We start from the raw sequence: 18,182 nt of genomic DNA on the forward strand, positions 1-18,182 counted from the left end.
GTTATGGGTGATCAACCCGCAATCGTGCTCGTGTCGTCCGGCCACTCAGAGCAACTTCGCGGTGAGTTCGGTCGGTATCTCCGCGACTATCGCATCGAGTGTGCGGAGTCGGGGGTCGGAGCGATAGTGCTCCTCGGCAGCCTTGTGGGCGACGGGGTTCCGGTGGCGCAGATCGTCGTGGAGTCCGAGTTGCCGGACATGTCGGTGTTCGAGGCGCTGAGCACTTTTCGTTCCATCGTGCCGACGGCCAAACGCGTCGTCATCATCTCGTGGGAGAACTTCGGCACCCACATCGAGATGCTGCGACCCGCCCTCGCGAAAGGCAAGTTCGACACCTTTCTGCTGATGCCGCGTGGCGCTCGCGACGAGGAATTCCACTACGCGATCACCGAGATGCTGTCCGACTGGGGTGCGACCGTCGCGACCCCGGTCGTCGACTCCGTTCGCGTCATCAGCGACTCGTCGTCGGCGCTCACGCTGGGCATCCGAGACCTCCTCGACCGCATGGGGATGCCCAATCGGATGTACTCCAGCGACAGTGTCGAGGGGCAGGCGGCGCTCGCGCTGTACGACTCGGGTGGCGCACCGGTTCGGTTTCCGCTCGTCCAGTCCATGGCCCCGAAGTTGCGCAACCGTGTGATCTCACCGGGCACGCCACGCGACGTATCGGCGCTCATCTTCGGACGGCCATCGGATGTGGACGAGGACGAGGTCGTCGATCTGGCGATCGTCGGCGCAGGACCCGCGGGACTCGCGGCCGCCGTGTACGGCGCGTCGGAGGGCTTGTCGACGGTGGTTCTGGAATCCGATGTCGTTGGGGGACAAGCTGGTACGAGTTCGATGATCCGCAACTACCTAGGCTTCCCGCGTGGCATCTCGGGGATGCGTCTCGCGCAGCGTGCACGTACGCAGGCAACACGTTTCGGTGCGCGCTTCTACTCCGGGTGGCCTGTCGACGAACTGCGACTCGGCGTCGACGATGCACCGCATCGCCTCTGCACCGAGGGTGGCGACGTGCTTGCGAGGAGTGTGCTCATCGCGAGCGGTGTCGCGTATCGACGGCTGGGCGTCGAATCGCTGGAATCGCTTGTCGGGTCGGGTGTGAACTACGGTGCGGGAATGTCCGCGGCACGCGAGATGGACGGGCGCGACGTGTTCGTCGTCGGTGGTGGAAATTCTGCCGGGCAGGCCGCGATTCATCTCGCCCGCTTCGCGCGCTCGGTGACGATTCTGATTCGACGGTCAGACCTCACCGAGACGATGTCGCAGTATCTGATCGGGGAGATCGCGTATCACCCGCGGATCGATGTGCGTGGTACCACCGAGGTCATCGACGGCGGTGGCGATGGCCAACTCGAATGGCTGGAGTTGTGCGACACCGTCACTCGCGCCAGCGAGCGGGTGAGCGCAGGCGGACTGTTCTTGCTGATCGGTGCCGAACCGCATTGCGACTGGCTGCCCGACACGATTGCGCTCGACGATCGCGGCTTCGTACTGACCGGACGCGACGTTCCGAAGGATCAGTGGCCCGGCGAACTCCCGCCACCGAATCTCGCCACAAGTGTCGCAGGGGTTTTCGCCGCGGGCGACATCAGGGCACAGTCGATGAAGCGTGTCGCCGCATCGAGTGGCGAGGGAGCAAGCGCCGTCCCGATGGTGCACGCGTGGTTGGCCGCTCGGCGGACAGCATCAGCCGAGAGCTGACGTCACTTGTGCTGCAGCACTTCTCGTGTGTCGAGCTCGTCGAGGAACTCTTCGACGCGCGGCCACGTCTGTTCCGCAGCGGCGTCGCCTGCGATCAGGCCGAGATGACTGGTCTCGACGGTCTGGAAGTGCACGTCGGTTGAGCCGCTGAGAAGTTCGACGCCGTGGTGAGCGGCTTCCCAGCTCGCGATGGCGTCGCGGTGGCTGCCGAAGAGTTGGATGGGCTTGCGGATCGTCGTCAGATCGACAATGCGACCATCGAAATCGACTACACCCGAAGCTAATTCGTCGCGGTAGACGAAGTTCTCCCACATCTGTAGCGACACCTTGCCCGCATAGCCCGGCATGGCGTTCTGGAATCGGTCGATGACCTGCATGCGAGCGAGCGCCTCGTGGTCGTCTGCGTTGCGCAGGATGTAGAGCGGCTTCTTGAGTTCGCGGTCGGCGGCCAGCGCGCGGTAGGCGATACGCACCAGTGGCGCGGGAATGCCGCCCATCACCTTGAGCGCGCCCGTGATCGGCACACCGCCGACCGGTTGCATGACCCGTTTGACGAGCGGGTACGGCGTCACGGCGTCGTAGTCGAGCGGTGTACCGATCGCGGTGATCGAGCGCACCGGCAGGTCTGGGTGCGCCGCGATCATCAGGAGCGACACGGTCCCGCCCAGGCTCCACGCGGCGACGTCGACCTCATCGGCGGAGTAGTCGGTGAGCACTCGGTCGATCGCCTGCGGAACGATGTCGTCGAAGTAGGTCTCGAAGCCGACCTGCCGGTGTGCCTGCCCGACGTCGCCGAAGTCGACGACGTACGGGATGCGTCCCGCGGCGAGGAGATGCTCGACTGCCGATTGCCCCGGCCCGAGGTCGTAGCAGCGAGCAGGCACCGCGAGCGGCGGGACCAGCAGGATCGGCGGCCTGCCTGATGCGCGGGCGGCGGAAACCTGCTCGGCGGTGCCGTAGCGACGCAGCGTGCGCTGCGGATCGTCGAAGAAGGTGACGTGAGGGGTCTCGGTGTCTGGTGCAACCTGATGTCCGCCGAGGATGCGTGCCAGTGTCTGCACTCGTTTCCAGCGTGACGCGGCCATCTGCTCTCCTCCATCTCGGTGATCGAACAGCAATCTACGCGACCGGCGTAACGGCATACTCGGGGTATGGAGGCAACAGGTTCAGGAGTGGTGGCGGTCGTCGGAACGTTGAATCTCGACCTGGTGGTCACACTCGCCCACAGACCCGCCGTCGGTGAGACGGTCCTCGGTCGGTCGTTGACCGAGCGTCCCGGCGGCAAAGGAGCCAATCAGGCACGAGCCGCCGCCGCGGCCGCGTCAACCGCGCTGGTGGGTGCGACGGGCACCGATGCGGCTGGAGACCGGTTGGTGTCTGATCTCGTCGACGTGGGCGTCGACGTCACGTACGTGCGACGGGTATCGGGCACCAGCGGCCATGCGGTCATCGAGGTCGACGAGGATGGCGACAACAGCATCATCGTGATCTCCGGCGCCAACAGCCAACTGACCCCCGACGACGTCGGCGCGGCACTCGACGCGCTGCGCCCCGCCGTCGTGATGACGCAGTTGGAATCGCCCACCGAGGTCACCGCTGCAACCGCGACGTGGTGCCAAGACAGCGAGATTCGATTCGTCCTGAATCCCAGCCCGACTGCACCGGTCGACCCGTCGATCCTCGCCGAAGCCGACCCGCTGATCGTCAATCAGATCGAGGCGGCGTACTACGCAGATTTGTCAGAGGATGCCGAGCCGTCTGACCTCGCGCGAAAGTTGTTGACTATCAGCAGATCCGTGATCATCACGCGAGGTGGCGACGACGTGGTGGTCGCCGGGAGCGGATCGCTGGACATCCTCGACGTTCCGCAGGTCGACGTGGTGGACACCACGGGTACAGGCGATGTCTTCGCGGGCACGCTTGTTGCGCATCTCGCCAACGGCACAACGCTTCTCGACGCCGCACGCGCCGCGAACAGGGCGTCGGCCGATCACGTTTCCGCGTCGAGATGAGTCGTGTTGGCTGTGGGCCGCAGCATCGACAATCGGCTTATTGTGCGGGCCGCATCGGGCGGTGACCGCTTCGCGCGGAGGATGTCGCGTGGAGTTCCCTGAGACACAATGTTGAGAACGATGTCCCGGTCACAACAGATGTCGACCAGATTTCCCAAGCGCTGCAGTGGTTCTCGGTCCACGAGGGCGAGGTCGGGTACGTCGCGGAGAGTGATCTCGCGGAACCGCTCGGTCAGCGCGAGGTACTCCCGCATCCCCAGCGGCCGCTCGCAGAGCTCGGCGAACGTGACTGCCGCCGCTATGGCGTTGTGTAGAACCTCGACCGACTGGCCGTTCATATCGATTCGTTCGGGCAACATCCCGGCGATCTGCTCAGACTCCGTCGGTGACCAGGTTCCGGCGGAAAAGCCGTGTCGTGGCGCGGCGGCGCACCTTCGGTAGTCGTCACCCTCGCCAATCCAAATAACCGAGAACTCTCTCTCAATGAGGTCAATCGCCTGTTGAAACCGGTGGTGCATCAAGGGGTTTGGAAGCAGCTGTTGCGGCGGATAGTTCGACGTCGCAATGAACAGTGTCCCGTCGCGGACGATGCGTCGAAGAGTTGCGGTGAGGTAGATGGCGTCGGCGACGTCGTGGACGTGAAACTCGTCGAACATGATCGCCGTCGAGTCAGCTAGCAACTCGTCGAGCGCGTCGTCGACAGTCCCTCTTGTGGATGCGATGAGGTGGTCGATCGCAGCGAAGAACTCGTAGAAATGGAAGCGACGCTTTGATGCGGTGGGGATGGCGTTGAAGTACAGGGACGACAACGCGGTCTTGCCTCGCCCCGGATCTCCCCAGAGGTAGAATCCGTTACCTACGTTGAGCGCCATGGATGTCATCGCTTCACGTTGTGCGACATCGAGTTTCAGGTTCGATTCAGCCACTGCGGCGAAGAACGCCTCACGCATTGATTCCGCGGACTTCTGTCGTACGCGACGTCGCATCTTGTCACCTCGTCTCGGTTACTCTATATTTGTAGAGTAACCGAACGGAGATGTCGATGCCCCGACCCGGCGACCGCCGCCCACTCATCTGCGACTGTGCGATCACACTGCTCGCCGACGGTGGCGCACGCGCGCTGACACACGGCGCCATCGACCGCGCGGCCGGACTGCCGAAGGGCTCGACGTCGTACTACTTCCGGACGCGCGACGCGTTGATCTCCGCAACCGTCGAACGAATCCGTGCGCACTCGCGTGACGCCATGAACAACGCCGAGCCGATCGGTGAGATATCGGTCGACGCCGCAGCGGTGTTCATCGCCGAGCAACTGGCGGCGTTCACTGGCGTCCGACGCCCCGACGCGCTCGCGGTGTTCGCGCTGCTGCCCGAGGTTCGTGAAAATGACTCGCTGCGAACCGAACTCGGCTCGTGCTTGTTCTCGCTAAATCGTGCCACCGCGCTACTCGAGGTGTTGGGATCGTCGACGCCGCGTGAGGACGCCGCCGACCTCATCGCGTTCCTGTCCGGGATGTTGTTCGACACCTTCTTCGGAATGCGAAGTCGCGCTGTCGGCGGTGTCCGACCGGCTTCGGACTCCGTGGAGCAGATGCTCCGGCAGATGATTTCCACATCCCGCTGAGCACGGAACGACATTTGTCAGACCTCGCCTGTATGTTCGAAGTATGTCCTTGGAAACCTTCTCCGACCCGGCCGGCGCGGCCGACGCCACAGGCGTGCCCGCGTCGCAGCCGCCGGTGCTCGCGCGCGTCGCCGAGGACGAATCCCTGTCGAAAACCGATCTGGTCGAGGTGATCGCGCACTGCGCCTCCACCATTGCTTCTGCACAGTTCCGCCTGTTGACGGCGATCAGTCTCATCCACGAGGAGCACGAAGAAGACTACGGCGTCGAGATCGGCGAACTGACCGACGGCCGAGCAGACTCACCAGAAGCGGTGCGCGAGTTCGCTGCTCGTGGACAGACCGGTGACGACCCCCGCGCACAGTACGGCCCCAATGGTGTGGAACGCACCATCGCCGACGTCGGCGCCGTGTTGTCGCTACCGCCGGGTCGGGCACGCGAGTTGATCATCGACGCCCACGCCCTGCGCTACCGACTCCCCTACACCTCCTCACTCCTGGCCTGCGGGCGCATCGACCTGCAGCGCTTCCACATCGCTGTCGCCCGCACCAGCCTGTGCGGCCCCGACACCATCGACGAGGTCGACGCCCGCCTCACCGCCGCCCTCTCAGCACGTGATCATCTGTCAACGACACGATTTGCTGCGCTCGTCGATTCTGTTGTCGCCCAAGTCGATGCCGAAGCCGTCAAACGACGCCGTGCCCGCATCGACTCCGACCGCAACGTCCAGGTCCGCCCCGACCGGTGGACTCCCGGCCAATCCCGACTGACCGGCACCGTGCCCGCCGCCTCCGGCGTATTGATCGACCAACGCCTCACCCAACTCGCCACCAGCGTCCACGACGCCGACCCCCGCACCCACGCACAACGCCGAGCCGACGCACTGACCGCATTCGCCAACGGCGACACCACCCTCGCCTGCCGATGCGACACCTGCACCAGCCCCGACACCAGTGACGTCGACACCACCGAACCCACCCCGACGCCCATGCCGATGCCGGTGGGGCCGCGCGCGATGATTCATGTCGTCGCGAATCAATCGACCCTCGACGGTAAGGACGATCAGCCCGGCTACCTCGATGGTGTCGGGGTCATCGACGCCGACACAGTCCGCGAGTTGGCCGAAGACGCAGCATTCGACTACCTCGATGCCGGCGCCGGCGTCGGCGCTCTGGATCCGCGCCACCCCGACCACGCCGCGGCCGCACGCGCAGCACTGCGCTACGTGCCCAGCAAGAAACTTCTCGCCCTGGTCCGCTCGGGTGAACTGTGCTGCACCTTTCCCGGGTGCACCAACCCGGTGTGGCACGCCGACGTCGACCACAGCACCCCGTTTGACCACCACAACCCGTCCAGCGGTGGGTTGACAGTTCGCGCCAACCTCAAACCACTGTGCCGGTTTCATCACCGCACCAAAACGTTCGGTCGATGGCGTGACTACCAACTCGACCTACAGACAGCAATTTTCGTGTCCCCCACCGGACACACCTTTGTCGGCAACGCCTTCGGCGGACTCGATCTGTTCCCCAAACTCATCCCCACCAAACCACCAGATCACCCCGCGCGCCGAACCATCGACACCATCCACGCCCAACGACGCGCGAAAGTCGCACGCGCCGAAGAGAAGTGGAACGAAGAGAACCCGCCTCCCTACTGATCACAATGCAGTTTTGTGAGCGGTCGCGGCGTGCTAACGTCACGCCCGCAATGGAGGTGCACGTTGAGTGAATACGCGCCGTCGAGTGAGTACCCGTCATCGGGTGAGCCCGACTGCTTTCATGTGTCGTCCGTCCTGAACAGAGACTCGATCGCGGCCCACGGCCTCGACGTCCGGCTGATGGGTGCTGCGCGAGGCATCGCCGGGAGTCGCCGACCCGAGCAAGACGGCTGCTTCATTGCGCGCGGAACGTGGCAGCGCGACTACTTCGTCAAGATGAACAACACCGACGGACCAGTCGACGTGTGGCGAGTCTCGAACATCGATCCCGAAGCGTTCGTGACCTCACCCGAGGGATACAGCTACGTGCCCGGCGCCATTGCGGCATCACAACTTGCACTCACCGACACGGACATCCACCCGCGGGAGTGAGCCACTCGAATATCGCGACGTCACCACGACGTTTCGCGGTCAGCCCTGCGCCGCACCCAGCTTGTCGGCAGGGGTGAACGGAGTGGGGACCGAGCCCACGTCGACGGCCAGCGCAAGCGTCTCGCCGATCGTCGGTGCGTGCTTGAACAGGTTGTGCCCGGCGAGGGCGAAGACCGGTCCGTTCTGCCAAATCCCGACGCCGTCGTCACCCCACGGCAGCGTGGTGACCCAACAGTGCACGATGCCGGTCGGCGTCGAATGGAATCCTGGGAGTGCGCGCGACACATAGGCGCGGGCGTCGTGGGCATGTCGCGCGAGGGCGTCGCCGTCGACGATCGCTCCGTCGACGTCGGCATCGACCGAATCGGCGAGACCGAGGCCGTACGCCGACCTGTCCGGGTAGGCGGCCGCATAAACACCGCTGAAGCCGAATGCGCCACTGCCATCCTGCAACGTCGGAAGCCGACCGTCGGCACCATCACGGACCGCGAATGACACCCGCACGTGCGCACCGAGTTGAACCGGGATCTCGATCCCGACGCCGCGCGCCAGCGCCGCAGTTCCGCGTCCCGCACACACGACGGCCGCGGCGTGTTCGCCCACCAACGTGGGGCAGCGAACCTGCACGCCGTCGTCGACACTCCTGAGCGAGATAACCTGTTCGCGCACAACATGATCGCCCAAACTCTGACTGAGCAGTTCGATGACCGTGCGTGTGTGGATGGAGCCCGCGGAGGGATCGAACACCGCCGGGCCGTCGTAGTCAGCCAACTGCGGCAGCAGCGAGTGCAACTCGTCCGACCCGATCTCGCGGACACCGATCTCCGAATACTGTTGCATCGCAGGCAATCTCCGCAGCGCGGCGTCGCCGAGAGCGAGACCACCGTCGCCGGACACCAACGGCGCGCCGAGTTCGTCTTCCCATCGGCGCCAGTGCGCTCGAGCGCGCACAGCAAGTTCGACGAGGCGCGGGTCGTCGTGCGCGTGCCGGAAGATTCGCGACTGCCCGGCCGACTGGCCGAATCCCGGCGTTCCGGTCTCGTACACCGTGACGGTCGATCCCTGTTGGGCGAGTTGATATGCGGTCGAGAGTCCGATGATCCCAGCGCCGATCACTGCAACGTCTGACGTCAGTGCCATGCCTTCACCGTACGTCGGCCCTGCGCATCCGCGTGCGGACCGGCGTAGCGATGTCGACGCGTACGGTCGAAGTAGGGGATGACAAACGAGAGGAATCGTGTCACATGGCAGACGAACTCAATGGAATCACCGTCGCCTTTCTGGTCGCACCGGAGGGCATCGAGCAGGTCGAGTTGACCGAACCGTGGCGCGCCGTCGAAGAAACCGGCGGCACACCGAAACTCGTATCCACCAGCGACGGCGAAGTGCAGGCATTCAACCACCTCGACGCGGCCGACACGTTCAGCGTCGACGCGACAACCGATTCGGTCACCGCGGCCGACTTCGACGCGCTGGTCCTACCCGGCGGCGTCGCGAATCCGGATTTCCTCCGCACCGACGCGTCGGCGGTGGCCTTCGCCAAGGGCTTCTTCGACGCGGGCAAACCCGTCGCGGCAATCTGCCACGCACCGTGGACGCTCGTCGAAGCCGACGTTGTGCGCGGACGCACGCTCACCTCGTGGCCGAGCCTGCAGACCGATATCCGCAATGCCGGCGCGACGTGGGTCGATGAGGAGCTAGTTGTCGACCGCGATGGCCCGAACACCCTGATCACCAGCCGAAAGCCCGACGACCTACCGGTATTCGACGCCGCGCTGGTCGCCGAATTCGGACGGAGTGCGGTCGCGCACTCCTGACCCGATCCGGCCCGGTAGGTCGCCGTCGCGATCTTGCTCTCGACGACGCGATCAGTCTAGTTCTTTGCTCCCCGGGTTCGTGCCGGTTGGCGCTTGCGCGGGCGCGTGATCACCGATCGAACCATTGAGGTCGATGGCGTCATTGCGGACAATTCGCTTCGAACCGACAGACGGGATCAGTTCGTACTCCGCGAGTAGTTGGCCGACCTCGTTACCTTCGAGCTTGCCGAGAATCGCCTCGCGAATCCTGCTTGGTCCGGGAAGGTCGACGATCTCACCGTCGCGCAACCGGCTGGTCGCCGCGACAATACTGCGCACATCGTAGGTCGAGTTGAACACCTCGGGCACAGCACGTTCGATGTCCAGGAGCGTGTAGACAGCTTCCATCGGAGTGCGCACCGAGTACTCGGTGGTGAAGATGCAGTCACGACTCGTCTCGGCGAACTGACCGATGAATGCGAAGTTGACCGATCCCTCCGGTACCACGTCGGGACGATCACCCGCCTGCCGCGGCATGAAGAACGACGTCACATAGGGCATCATCACCGGAACCGCCTTCGCGCCGGTCGCAGCCATCTCGGGGATCTGTTCTTCCGGCACGCCGAGGTGATAGAGCCACTCCTGGGTGATCTCCTCACCCGTGCACTCCGACATGCTCTTCTTCACATAGTTGCCGGGGGTGTCGACGAGCAGTGCATACACCCACACGACGATCTGGTCGGACGGCTGCTGCTTGAAGTGCGGTTGCCTGTTGACCGTCCAGCTCATCAGCCAGTTGGAGTCCTTGGCCGTGACGATGCCTCCGGTCACCACACGCCCCGAAAACGGATCACGCTTGGTGATCTTCTGGATGTACGACGGGATGCGCGAGTCGAGCGTGGTCACCGTGCACGACTCCCACTTGGTCCTGTCGATGTTGCCGCCGAAGACGTCGGGGTGGCCGAAAGACGGGTCTTTCACCGCGATGCGCCGCCACAGATCCCAGGCAGGCGCTGGTCCGGTGTTGAGCTTCGCAGGCGTTTCGTGATCGCCGTTGTCGGAGTTCTCGGTCAGCGATCCGATGGTCATGAGCAGCAGGTCGTTCTCACCCAGCTCGGTGACACCGTCCTTGCCCGCGCTGTCCGGCACCGTGCTGTCCTTCCCAGCGGTCCAGTGGATCTTCGTGGCCTGCTTACGATCTCCGCTGATCTCGAAATCGACGTCGGTGACCTCGGTGTCGAAGTGGAATGTCACGCCCTGGTCGAGCAGCCAGGTGTAGAGCGGCAGCACGAGCGACTCGTACTGGTTGTACTTGGTGAATTTCAACGCACTGAAATCGGGCAGACCGCCGATGTGGTGGATGAACCGATGGATGTAGAGCTTCATCTCGAGGGCCGAATGCCACCGTTCGAATGCGAACATCGTCGTCCAGTACAGCCAGAAATTGCTCTCGAAGAACTCGTCGCTGAAGACTTCGTCGATGCGCTTGTTCTCCATCTCCTCACGCGTCGCGAGGAAGACACGAGCGATGTCCTTCTGCGCCTTGTCACTCAGGGTGAACTTGTTCTCCGTGTGCGCATCCTGCCCGCGGTTGATGGTGGCGCGGCACAACGAATAGTTCGGGTCGTCCTTGTTGAGCCAATAGAACTCGTCGAGGACGCTGGCTCCCTCGATCTCGATCGACGGGATGGAATGGAAGAGGTCCCACAAACACTCGAAGTGGTTCTCCATCTCGCGGCCACCGCGAATCACGAAGCCCTTCTTGGGTTCCTTGATGCCGTCGAGCGCGCCACCGGGCAGCTTCAGACGCTCGAACACCGTGATCTTGTCACCCTTCATCTGGCCGTCGCGGATGAGGAATGCCGCCCCGGACAGCGAGGCAAGTCCCGCACCCACAAACCACGCCGTCTTGTCGTCGACTCCCTTGGGTTTCCGTGGTCGCGCGAACGCCTCGTAGTTGCCGCTGCTGTAGTACATACGCACTGCCTTTCGGTCGATCGGCCCCCGACGGTTCCTGTCTCCCCGCTATCAGCCCTACCACCCCACGGTGATGCCTGAGTGAAATCCGAAAGCGTCGACGCCGTATTGCGCCCAGACACACGTTCTCGTCACGATCACACCCCTCGCCACAGCCCGCCGCGCGGGTGCAACAACACACACGCTTGTGTCGTCGGCTCTAGAGTTGACGAGATCCATCAAGGCGACGGGCACGGGGGTGCCCTCGGAAGCGAGGAACTCAATGTCAGTGACAGCTCCCGACCGCCCGGCAGGTCTTCGCGAACTCACCATCCGCGGAGTGATCCTGGGCGGCGTGATCACCCTGGTGTTCACCGCTGCCAACGTCTACCTCGGCCTCAAGGTCGGCCTCACCTTCGCGACGGCCATTCCGGCAGCCGTCATCTCGATGGCGGTATTGCGCAGCTTCGCCAACCACTCGATCGTCGAGAACAACATCGTCCAGACCATTGCCTCAGCCGCGGGAACGCTCTCGGCGATCATCTTCGTGATCCCCGGCCTGGTGATGGTGGGGTACTGGACCGGCTTCCCGTATTGGATCACCGTCGCCGTGTGTCTGGTCGGCGGCATCCTCGGCGTCATGTACTCCATCCCGCTGCGTCGCGCACTGGTCACGGGATCCGACCTGCCCTATCCCGAGGGTGTTGCCGCTGCGGAAGTACTCAAGGTCGGCAACACCGACGAAGGGGGCAGACGCAATCGAATCGGGCTGCGCGCCATCACCATCGGCGGCACCACGTCGGCGATCTTCGCACTCCTCGGCAATCTCAAACTGATCAGCACCGACGTCTCGACCGCCTTCCGGGTCGGCTCCGGGGGCACCATGATCGGTGCGGGACTGCAACTCTCGCTGATCGGTATCGGACATCTCGTGGGCTTGAGCGTGGGCATCGCCATGTTCGTCGGGGTGATCATCTCGTACGGGGTCATCCTCCCGATCAAGTCCGCGGGGCAGTTCGCCGCGAACTCCGACGTCGCCGACGTCGTCAGCACCGTGTTCAAAGACGACGTCCGTTTCGTGGGCGCAGGCGCCATCGCCATCGCCGCCATCTGGACCCTGCTCAAGCTGATCGCACCCATCGTGAAGGGCATCGTCGACGCAATGGCGTCGGCACGCGCACGCCGCGAAGGCGTCACCGTCGACATCACCGAGCGTGACATCCCGTTCCCCATCGTGGGCGGCACCATCGTCGTGATGCTGCTGCCGATCGGGCTGCTGCTCTGGGACTTCGTCCACGGAACCGCACTGTCCGGAAGTGCGGGCGGAATCATCGCCGCCACAGTTCTTTTCATCTTCATCATCGGCATGGTGATCGCCGCGGTGTGCGGCTACATGGCCGGTCTCATCGGGTCGTCGAACTCTCCGATCTCCGGTGTCGGCATTCTCGCCGTGATCATCGCCGCACTGCTCATCAAGTTCGTCTACGGCGCGGCCGACCCGCAACAGTCGACTGTCCTCGTCGCTTTCACGCTGTTCGCTACCGCCATCGTGTTCGGCGTCGCGACGATCTCCAACGACAACCTCCAAGACCTCAAGACCGGTCAGCTCGTCGGGGCGACACCGTGGAAACAGCAGGTGGCATTGATCATCGGCGTGTGCTTCGGTTCGCTGGTCATCCCGCCGATCCTCGGCGTCATGAACACCGCCTTCGGGTTCGCCGGCGCGCCGGGGGCCGGAGCCGACGCATTGCCCGCCCCGCAGGCAAGTCTGATCTCCGAACTGGCCAAGGGCGTGTTCGGTGACGACCTGAACTGGAGCATGCTGGGGATCGGCGCGGCAATCGGCGCCGTCGTCATCATCATCGACGAATTCAGTGGCCGGGTGAACAAGAAGGTCGCGCTGCCGCCTCTCGCTGTCGGCATGGGCATGTACCTACCGATGTCTGTGACGTTGATGATCACAGTGGGCGCCATTCTCGGCCACATCTACAACAAGTGGTGCGAGCGCGTGGGCGGTGACGTCGCACAGAAGAAGCGGATCGGAGTGCTCGTCGCGACGGGACTCATCGTCGGTGAAGCACTCTGGAACGTGGTCTATGCAGCCATCGTCGCGTCGACGGGCGACGACGGTGTGCTTGCGGTTGTCGGCGACGGCTGGGCCAACGGCTCGCAGATCGTCGGCGTGATCGCCTTCGTCATCGTCGTCCTCGGTATGTACAAGGTGACCGAGATTCTCGCAAAGCGCAGCGAAGACGACGACCCCGCACCGGATCTCACGAAGCAGTGAGATCCGGGTACCGGCAGTCAGTCTGCGAGAGCGCCGTGTTCGATAACCGCGAGAATGCCTGCGCCCCAGTCTTTGTCCAGCTCCACGGTCGGTAACAGCAACGCACGCAACATCGCTGCGCCTCCCATTATCTCGACGACGCGGTCGGGATCTGTGCCTGCACGTACCTCGCCCGTGTCGACCGCGGCCACCAGCCGATCCCGAAACGCTGCGAACACACTCGCGAACCCCTCGATCACACGACGATGGAGTTCGGGATCGGCCGCCATGTCGGTCACCAATCCGGGCAGCGCAGCACGTGTCACCGGCGAGTTGAACACCTCGCGCGCACGGTTGACCATCACCTCGAGATCATCGGCGACATGGCCTGTCGACGCCGACAAGACCGTCATGCCGGAGAAGGTCGCGTCGTGCACCAGATCCTGTTTGCCCGACCACCGTCGGTAGATCGCCGTCTTTGTGGTACCGGCCCGCGCAGCGACCGCCGACACGGTCAGCCGCGCATATCCCTGCTCCACCAACAGTTCTCGTGCCGCAGCAAGTACTGCCACGTCGATCGCGCCGTCGCGGGGACGACCTTTTCCGAAAACCTTGCCATCCGTCGTCGTATCTGGTGTCATAACGCTACTCAGCGTAGCGTAATCCGGCGAAAGGACTCGCCATGAGCACCAGGCCCACTCTCGAGGAACTCGACCATCTGCAGCGATCGGAACGGAATACCGCAACGATCCCGACATTGCTGGCGCAATGGCTCAGCGAGCTGCTACCGCCGGGCGCCAACCCGAGCGTGACCGTCGACGCGGGTATCGAAGCCAACGGCATGTCGTCGGAAACCGTGATGCTCACCGGCCATTGGACCGAGAATGGCGTTGCGCGAGAACAACAGTGGGTGATGCGGATGCAGCCACGGCCCGCCGACATCCCTGTGTTCGCGGAGTACCACCTCGACCACCAATTCGAGGCGATGCGCCTCGCAGCACAACTGACCGACCTGCCCATCCCCACAACGCGTTGGCTCGAACCAAGCGGCGACCTACTCGGCTCACCCTTCTTCCTTATGGACCGCGTCGACGGCCTCGTACCTCCCGACGTGATGCCCTACACCTTCGGCGACAACTGGTTCTTCGATGCCCCCGCCGACAAGCGCAGATCCCTGCAGGACGCGACGATCGGTGTCATCGCGGCACTGCATTCAATTCCCAACGCGCAGAGCACCTTTGGGTTCCTGGACCAGGGCGGCGAGGCGTCGTCGACCCCCTTACGTCGACGCCTCGACGAGTTGCAGCGCTTCTACGACTTCGCAGCAGACGATCTCGGACGCTCCCCGCTCCTCGACCGCGCAATGGTCTGGCTCGACACCCATTTCCCCACAGACGTCGCCTCCGGTGAGACTGTCTTCAACTGGGGCGACGCGCGCATCGGCAACGTGATCTATCAGGACTTCACACCCGCTGCCGTCCTCGATTGGGAAATGGCAACCCTTGGCCCACGTGAACTCGACGTCGCGTGGTTGATATTCGCCCACAACGTCTTTCAAGAACTCGTCGGCCTCGCCAGCATGCCCGGACTGCCCGATGTACTTCGCGAAGACGACGTCCGCGCCACCTACCGCGACCTCACCGGCATCGAGCTCGGCGACCTGCACTGGTTCTACCTGTACTCGGCGGTGATGTGGGGAGTGATCTTCATGCGCACCGCGTCACGGCGCATCCACTTCGGCGAGATGGCGCCACCATCCGACGTCGACGCCGAGCTGTTCTACCACCGCCCACTACTGCAGCGACTACTCGACGAGGAGATCTGATGCTGGGACCACTCGACGAGTATCCGGTTCATCAACTGCCCCAACCGATTGCATGGCCGGGCAGCTCTGACCGCAACTTCTACGACCGGTGCTACTTCAACGCCCACGACCGCACCGGCGACATCTTCCTCGTGACCGGCCTGGGCTACTACCCCAACCTCGGGGTCAAGGATGCGTTCGTCGTGATCCGACGCGGCGACGAACAGACCGCGGTCCACCTGTCCGACGCGATCGATCAGAATCGCCTCGACCAGCACGTCGGCGGCTACCGCATCGAGGTGATCGACCCCCTCCACACGATCCGCCTCACCCTCGAACCCACCGAAGGGATCTCCTTCGACCTGACGTGGAACGGACTGTTCGACGTCGTGCAAGAACTGCCGCATGTGATGCGCAGCGGCAACCGCATCACGTTGGACGCGCAGCGTTTCGCCCAACTCGGGTCGTGGTCGGGGTGGATCCGCGTCGACGACACCGAGATCGCCGTCGAACCGTCGAGGTGGATCGGTAGCCGCGACCGCTCCTGGGGCATCCGACCCGTCGGAGAAGCCGAACCCGCCGGACGTCCCGCCGATCCGCCGTTCGACGGCATGTGGTGGACCTACGTCCCCATCGCGTTCGACGACTTCGAGCTCGTGCTGATCGTCCAGGAGTCACCCGACGGCATCCGCACGCTCAACGACTGCTCACGGGTCTGGAAGGACGGCCGCGTCGAACAACTCGGCTGGCCGCGATTCGACATCCACTACCGTTCCGGGACCCGCGAGGTCACGGGCGCAACCATCGCGGCAACCGCCGCAGACGGTTCGCCGGTCACCTTGGAGGTCGACTCGCTGCTTGCCGCACCGCTGCACGTCGGCGGCGGCTACGGCGGCGACCCGGACTGGCAGCACGGCATGTGGCGCGGCGAGGGATTCACCGAACGCGTCACCTACGACATGACCGACCCCGCGGTCGCCGGGCGAATCGCATTCGGCGCCACCGATCACGTCGCGCGTGCGCGGTGCCGCGAAGCCGACGGTACGACGCGGGAGGGCTGGGGCATGTTCGAGCACTTCTGCCTCGGCAGGCACGACCCGAGCGGGTTCACCGACTGGCTCGACGTCGCGCCCTGACGCGTATTCCCTTTCTGCGTACCGTGGACTCATGAGCACACAAGAGATCACGCTTGGCAACTTCGAGGACACCATTTCGGCTGGCGGCACCGTGCTGGTCGATTTCTGGGCGGAATGGTGCGGTCCGTGCCGACAGTTCGCCCCGACCTTCGAGAAGGCGTCGGAGACTCACCCCGACATCGTGTTCGGCAAGGTCGACACCGAGGCCGAGCAGCAGCTTGCAGCGGGCTTCGGCATCCAGTCGATCCCGACGCTCATGGCTTTCCGCGACGGCGTGCTGGTCTTCAATCAGCCGGGTGCACTCCCGCCTGCACAGCTCGAGCAGCTCATCACCGCGGTGAACGACCTCGACATGGATCAGGTGCGCGCAGAGATCGCCGCAGCCGACGCCGCACAGGGCGGCAACCCGCAGGAGTCCTGAACTCCTAGAACCGCCCGGCGACGAAACCGGCGAACAGCACGAGAAAGCCGCCGATCTCGCCGACCATCAGCGCGATCATCGACACCCGCAGCACCGGATCTTCGCGGGCGAACTGATTGGTGGTGTCGCGCAGCATTCCGTGCAGGATGTAGCTGCCGATAGCGCCGACGAAGAACACCACCATCACCATCGCCGCGGCGAGATTCAGCCACGTCGGCCACGCGCTGAGATAGACGAAGACTGCGACAAGAGCGGTCGCGAATGCATAGAGCAGCGCCGACCGGTGAGCGATGTCGACGTACGGATGCGCCAGGTGGTCGGGCGAGCTGCGCATCTGCTCGTATTTCCAGACCCCGAGAATCAGGGCAAGAAGAAACACCAGGCCCGACGCCCCGAGGGTGATCGCGGTCGCGTAATCGAGGTCGACGGTTGTCCGCATCGCCTAACGATATCGGTCCCGCGAGTTGGGATCCGACTCCCACCACAATCCGCTCGTGGCATCGTCGGCGTCGGGGACGGCCGCCTCGTCACTCGACTCCAGCGCGGCGTCGACCTGCTTTTCCGTCTCGCGTTCGTCGGTATGGAACCGTCGGAACAGCACCATGAGGAACGGCAATCCGACGACGTCGCCGAGTATCCAGAGAATGCCCGCACCGATCGTCTGATCCATACGCAGACTCGGACCCCAGGTTCTGTGCAATGCCGTGTAGTAGTCGACCGCCACCAGCGACCCCTGCCACAGCACGATCCCGAGCAGGCCGTCGGCGATGCTCTCGACCGTCGTGATGCCCAGCGACAATGCTTGCGGATACCTGCGCGGAACGGGATCGACCTGCAGGCGCGCATAGAAGTATCCGACGCCGATCGCCACCAGTAGTAGTCGTGTCGCGACGTCGACCGACTCGTCGCGCAGCACCAGCTCGTACCACCCGGTGAAGTAGATCAGCCAGGGCACGCTGAGTATCAGCGCCGACGTCGGGATCGGCCCGAGCAGCACGCGTGCGGCCCGGCTGTTCATCGCGGCGTCGAGTCGTGCACGGCCGCGCGAGCCGAGTGCTTCGCGCAGCACCGTCACGGGTCGGCCCAGCGCCAGACCGAACGGCGCAACCAGCAGTAGCAGCACGAACTGCAGTGCACGGATCCAGAACAGGGTGTCGGAGTAGACGCCGACCACGCTGATGCCCGCGAGCAGCCAGACTCCGATGCCGATGCCGGTGAACACGCACGCGGACCCGCGCGACACCGTCGAACTCCGCCGCCAACCCGCCCAGTAGACAGCCAGGACGGCTGCCACGATCACCGTCGTGACGGTGTCGAGACGCCACGACGTGAGCGCGACGTCGAAGGTCAGCGGAGTTGTCGGCGCGTGCACGA

General features: G+C 64.2%; 17 protein-coding genes. 10 read left to right on the plus strand and 7 right to left on the minus strand.

Translation table 11 applies throughout. The annotated features are described in order from the left end of the window. Positions 1–3 precede the first annotated feature (3 nt). Positions 4–1,704: an NAD(P)/FAD-dependent oxidoreductase gene (locus GOSPT_RS04245; RefSeq protein WP_039854707.1), complete on the plus strand. Its 1,701-nt coding sequence runs from the start codon at positions 4–6 to the stop codon at positions 1,702–1,704. A gap of 2 nt (positions 1,705–1,706) precedes the next feature. Here GOSPT_RS04245 and GOSPT_RS04250 read toward each other — a convergent pair whose 3' ends face one another. Continuing rightward, complete coding sequence (locus GOSPT_RS04250) at positions 1,707–2,789, minus strand: polyhydroxyalkanoate synthase family protein (RefSeq protein ID WP_005203307.1); 1,083 nt, start codon at positions 2,787–2,789, stop codon at positions 1,707–1,709. 66 nt (positions 2,790–2,855) lie between these two features. On the opposite strand from GOSPT_RS04250, the gene GOSPT_RS04255 reads away from it, so the two are divergent. Then, positions 2,856–3,716, plus strand: coding sequence for a PfkB family carbohydrate kinase (locus GOSPT_RS04255; protein WP_005203308.1), 861 nt, complete (start codon positions 2,856–2,858; stop codon positions 3,714–3,716). On the opposite strand, the gene zapE is transcribed toward GOSPT_RS04255, so the two are convergent. Further along, complete coding sequence (gene zapE / locus GOSPT_RS04260) at positions 3,695–4,702, minus strand: cell division protein ZapE (protein WP_083837452.1); 1,008 nt, start codon at positions 4,700–4,702, stop codon at positions 3,695–3,697. The two genes, GOSPT_RS04255 and zapE, sit on opposite strands and share 22 nt — an antisense overlap. A gap of 56 nt (positions 4,703–4,758) precedes the next feature. Here zapE and GOSPT_RS04265 point away from each other — a divergent pair, with 56 nt between their 5' ends. The 3 genes from GOSPT_RS04265 to GOSPT_RS04275 all read left to right on the plus strand — a co-directional run bounded on the left by GOSPT_RS04265 (position 4,759) and on the right by GOSPT_RS04275 (position 7,429). Next, positions 4,759–5,340, plus strand: coding sequence for a TetR/AcrR family transcriptional regulator (locus GOSPT_RS04265; protein ID WP_005203316.1), 582 nt, complete (start codon positions 4,759–4,761; stop codon positions 5,338–5,340). Positions 5,341–5,383: 43 nt separating this feature from the next. After that, complete coding sequence (locus tag GOSPT_RS04270) at positions 5,384–6,997, plus strand: HNH endonuclease signature motif containing protein (RefSeq protein WP_005203318.1); 1,614 nt, start codon at positions 5,384–5,386, stop codon at positions 6,995–6,997. A gap of 63 nt (positions 6,998–7,060) precedes the next feature. Next, on the plus strand, positions 7,061–7,429 hold the full coding sequence (locus GOSPT_RS04275) for a hypothetical protein (RefSeq protein WP_005203320.1): 369 nt from the start codon (positions 7,061–7,063) through the stop codon (positions 7,427–7,429). A gap of 39 nt (positions 7,430–7,468) precedes the next feature. Here GOSPT_RS04275 and GOSPT_RS04280 read toward each other — a convergent pair whose 3' ends face one another. Further along, the gene (locus GOSPT_RS04280) at positions 7,469–8,569 is read right to left on the minus strand and encodes an NAD(P)/FAD-dependent oxidoreductase (RefSeq protein WP_005203321.1); all 1,101 of its coding nucleotides are present in this window, start codon (positions 8,567–8,569) and stop codon (positions 7,469–7,471) included. A 104-nt stretch (positions 8,570–8,673) separates the two neighbouring features. Here GOSPT_RS04280 and GOSPT_RS04285 point away from each other — a divergent pair, with 104 nt between their 5' ends. Beyond that, positions 8,674–9,246 carry a type 1 glutamine amidotransferase domain-containing protein gene (locus GOSPT_RS04285; protein ID WP_005203322.1) on the plus strand — a complete coding sequence of 191 codons (573 nt, stop codon included), beginning with the start codon at positions 8,674–8,676 and terminating at the stop codon, positions 9,244–9,246. Between the two features lie 51 nt (positions 9,247–9,297). On the opposite strand, the gene GOSPT_RS04290 is transcribed toward GOSPT_RS04285, so the two are convergent. Further along, positions 9,298–11,202, minus strand: a complete 1,905-nt coding sequence (locus GOSPT_RS04290) for an oleate hydratase (RefSeq protein ID WP_005203323.1) — start codon at positions 11,200–11,202, stop codon at positions 9,298–9,300. A gap of 262 nt (positions 11,203–11,464) precedes the next feature. Here GOSPT_RS04290 and GOSPT_RS04295 point away from each other — a divergent pair, with 262 nt between their 5' ends. Beyond that, positions 11,465–13,468 carry an OPT family oligopeptide transporter gene (locus GOSPT_RS04295; RefSeq protein WP_039854709.1) on the plus strand — a complete coding sequence of 668 codons (2,004 nt, stop codon included), beginning with the start codon at positions 11,465–11,467 and terminating at the stop codon, positions 13,466–13,468. Positions 13,469–13,485: 17 nt separating this feature from the next. On the opposite strand, the gene GOSPT_RS04300 is transcribed toward GOSPT_RS04295, so the two are convergent. After that, the gene (locus GOSPT_RS04300; protein WP_005203325.1) at positions 13,486–14,088 is read right to left on the minus strand and encodes a TetR/AcrR family transcriptional regulator; all 603 of its coding nucleotides are present in this window, start codon (positions 14,086–14,088) and stop codon (positions 13,486–13,488) included. Positions 14,089–14,129: 41 nt separating this feature from the next. Here GOSPT_RS04300 and GOSPT_RS04305 point away from each other — a divergent pair, with 41 nt between their 5' ends. The 3 genes from GOSPT_RS04305 to trxA are packed head-to-tail and all read left to right on the plus strand — an operon-like array spanning position 14,130 to position 16,808. Continuing rightward, complete coding sequence (locus tag GOSPT_RS04305; protein WP_005203326.1) at positions 14,130–15,272, plus strand: phosphotransferase family protein; 1,143 nt, start codon at positions 14,130–14,132, stop codon at positions 15,270–15,272. Then, positions 15,272–16,387, plus strand: coding sequence for an Rv3169 family protein (locus tag GOSPT_RS04310; protein ID WP_005203333.1), 1,116 nt, complete (start codon positions 15,272–15,274; stop codon positions 16,385–16,387). The genes GOSPT_RS04305 and GOSPT_RS04310 overlap by 1 nt, the downstream gene beginning before the upstream one ends. A 31-nt stretch (positions 16,388–16,418) precedes the next feature. Next, on the plus strand, positions 16,419–16,808 hold the full coding sequence (trxA, locus tag GOSPT_RS04315) for a thioredoxin (protein ID WP_005203335.1): 390 nt from the start codon (positions 16,419–16,421) through the stop codon (positions 16,806–16,808). 4 nt (positions 16,809–16,812) lie between these two features. Here trxA and GOSPT_RS04320 read toward each other — a convergent pair whose 3' ends face one another. Together GOSPT_RS04320 and GOSPT_RS04325 are read right to left on the minus strand one after the other, a co-directional pair. Then, positions 16,813–17,247: a hypothetical protein gene (locus tag GOSPT_RS04320; RefSeq protein ID WP_005203337.1), complete on the minus strand. Its 435-nt coding sequence runs from the start codon at positions 17,245–17,247 to the stop codon at positions 16,813–16,815. A 3-nt stretch (positions 17,248–17,250) separates the two neighbouring features. Continuing rightward, entirely contained in the window at positions 17,251–18,180 is a 930-nt protein-coding gene (locus GOSPT_RS04325) for a cytochrome c oxidase assembly protein (RefSeq protein ID WP_005203338.1), read from the minus strand. Positions 18,181–18,182 lie beyond the last annotated feature (2 nt).

It is taken from the genome of Gordonia sputi NBRC 100414, assembly GCF_000248055.1.
In the GTDB taxonomy this organism is placed as follows: domain Bacteria; phylum Actinomycetota; class Actinomycetes; order Mycobacteriales; family Mycobacteriaceae; genus Gordonia; species Gordonia sputi.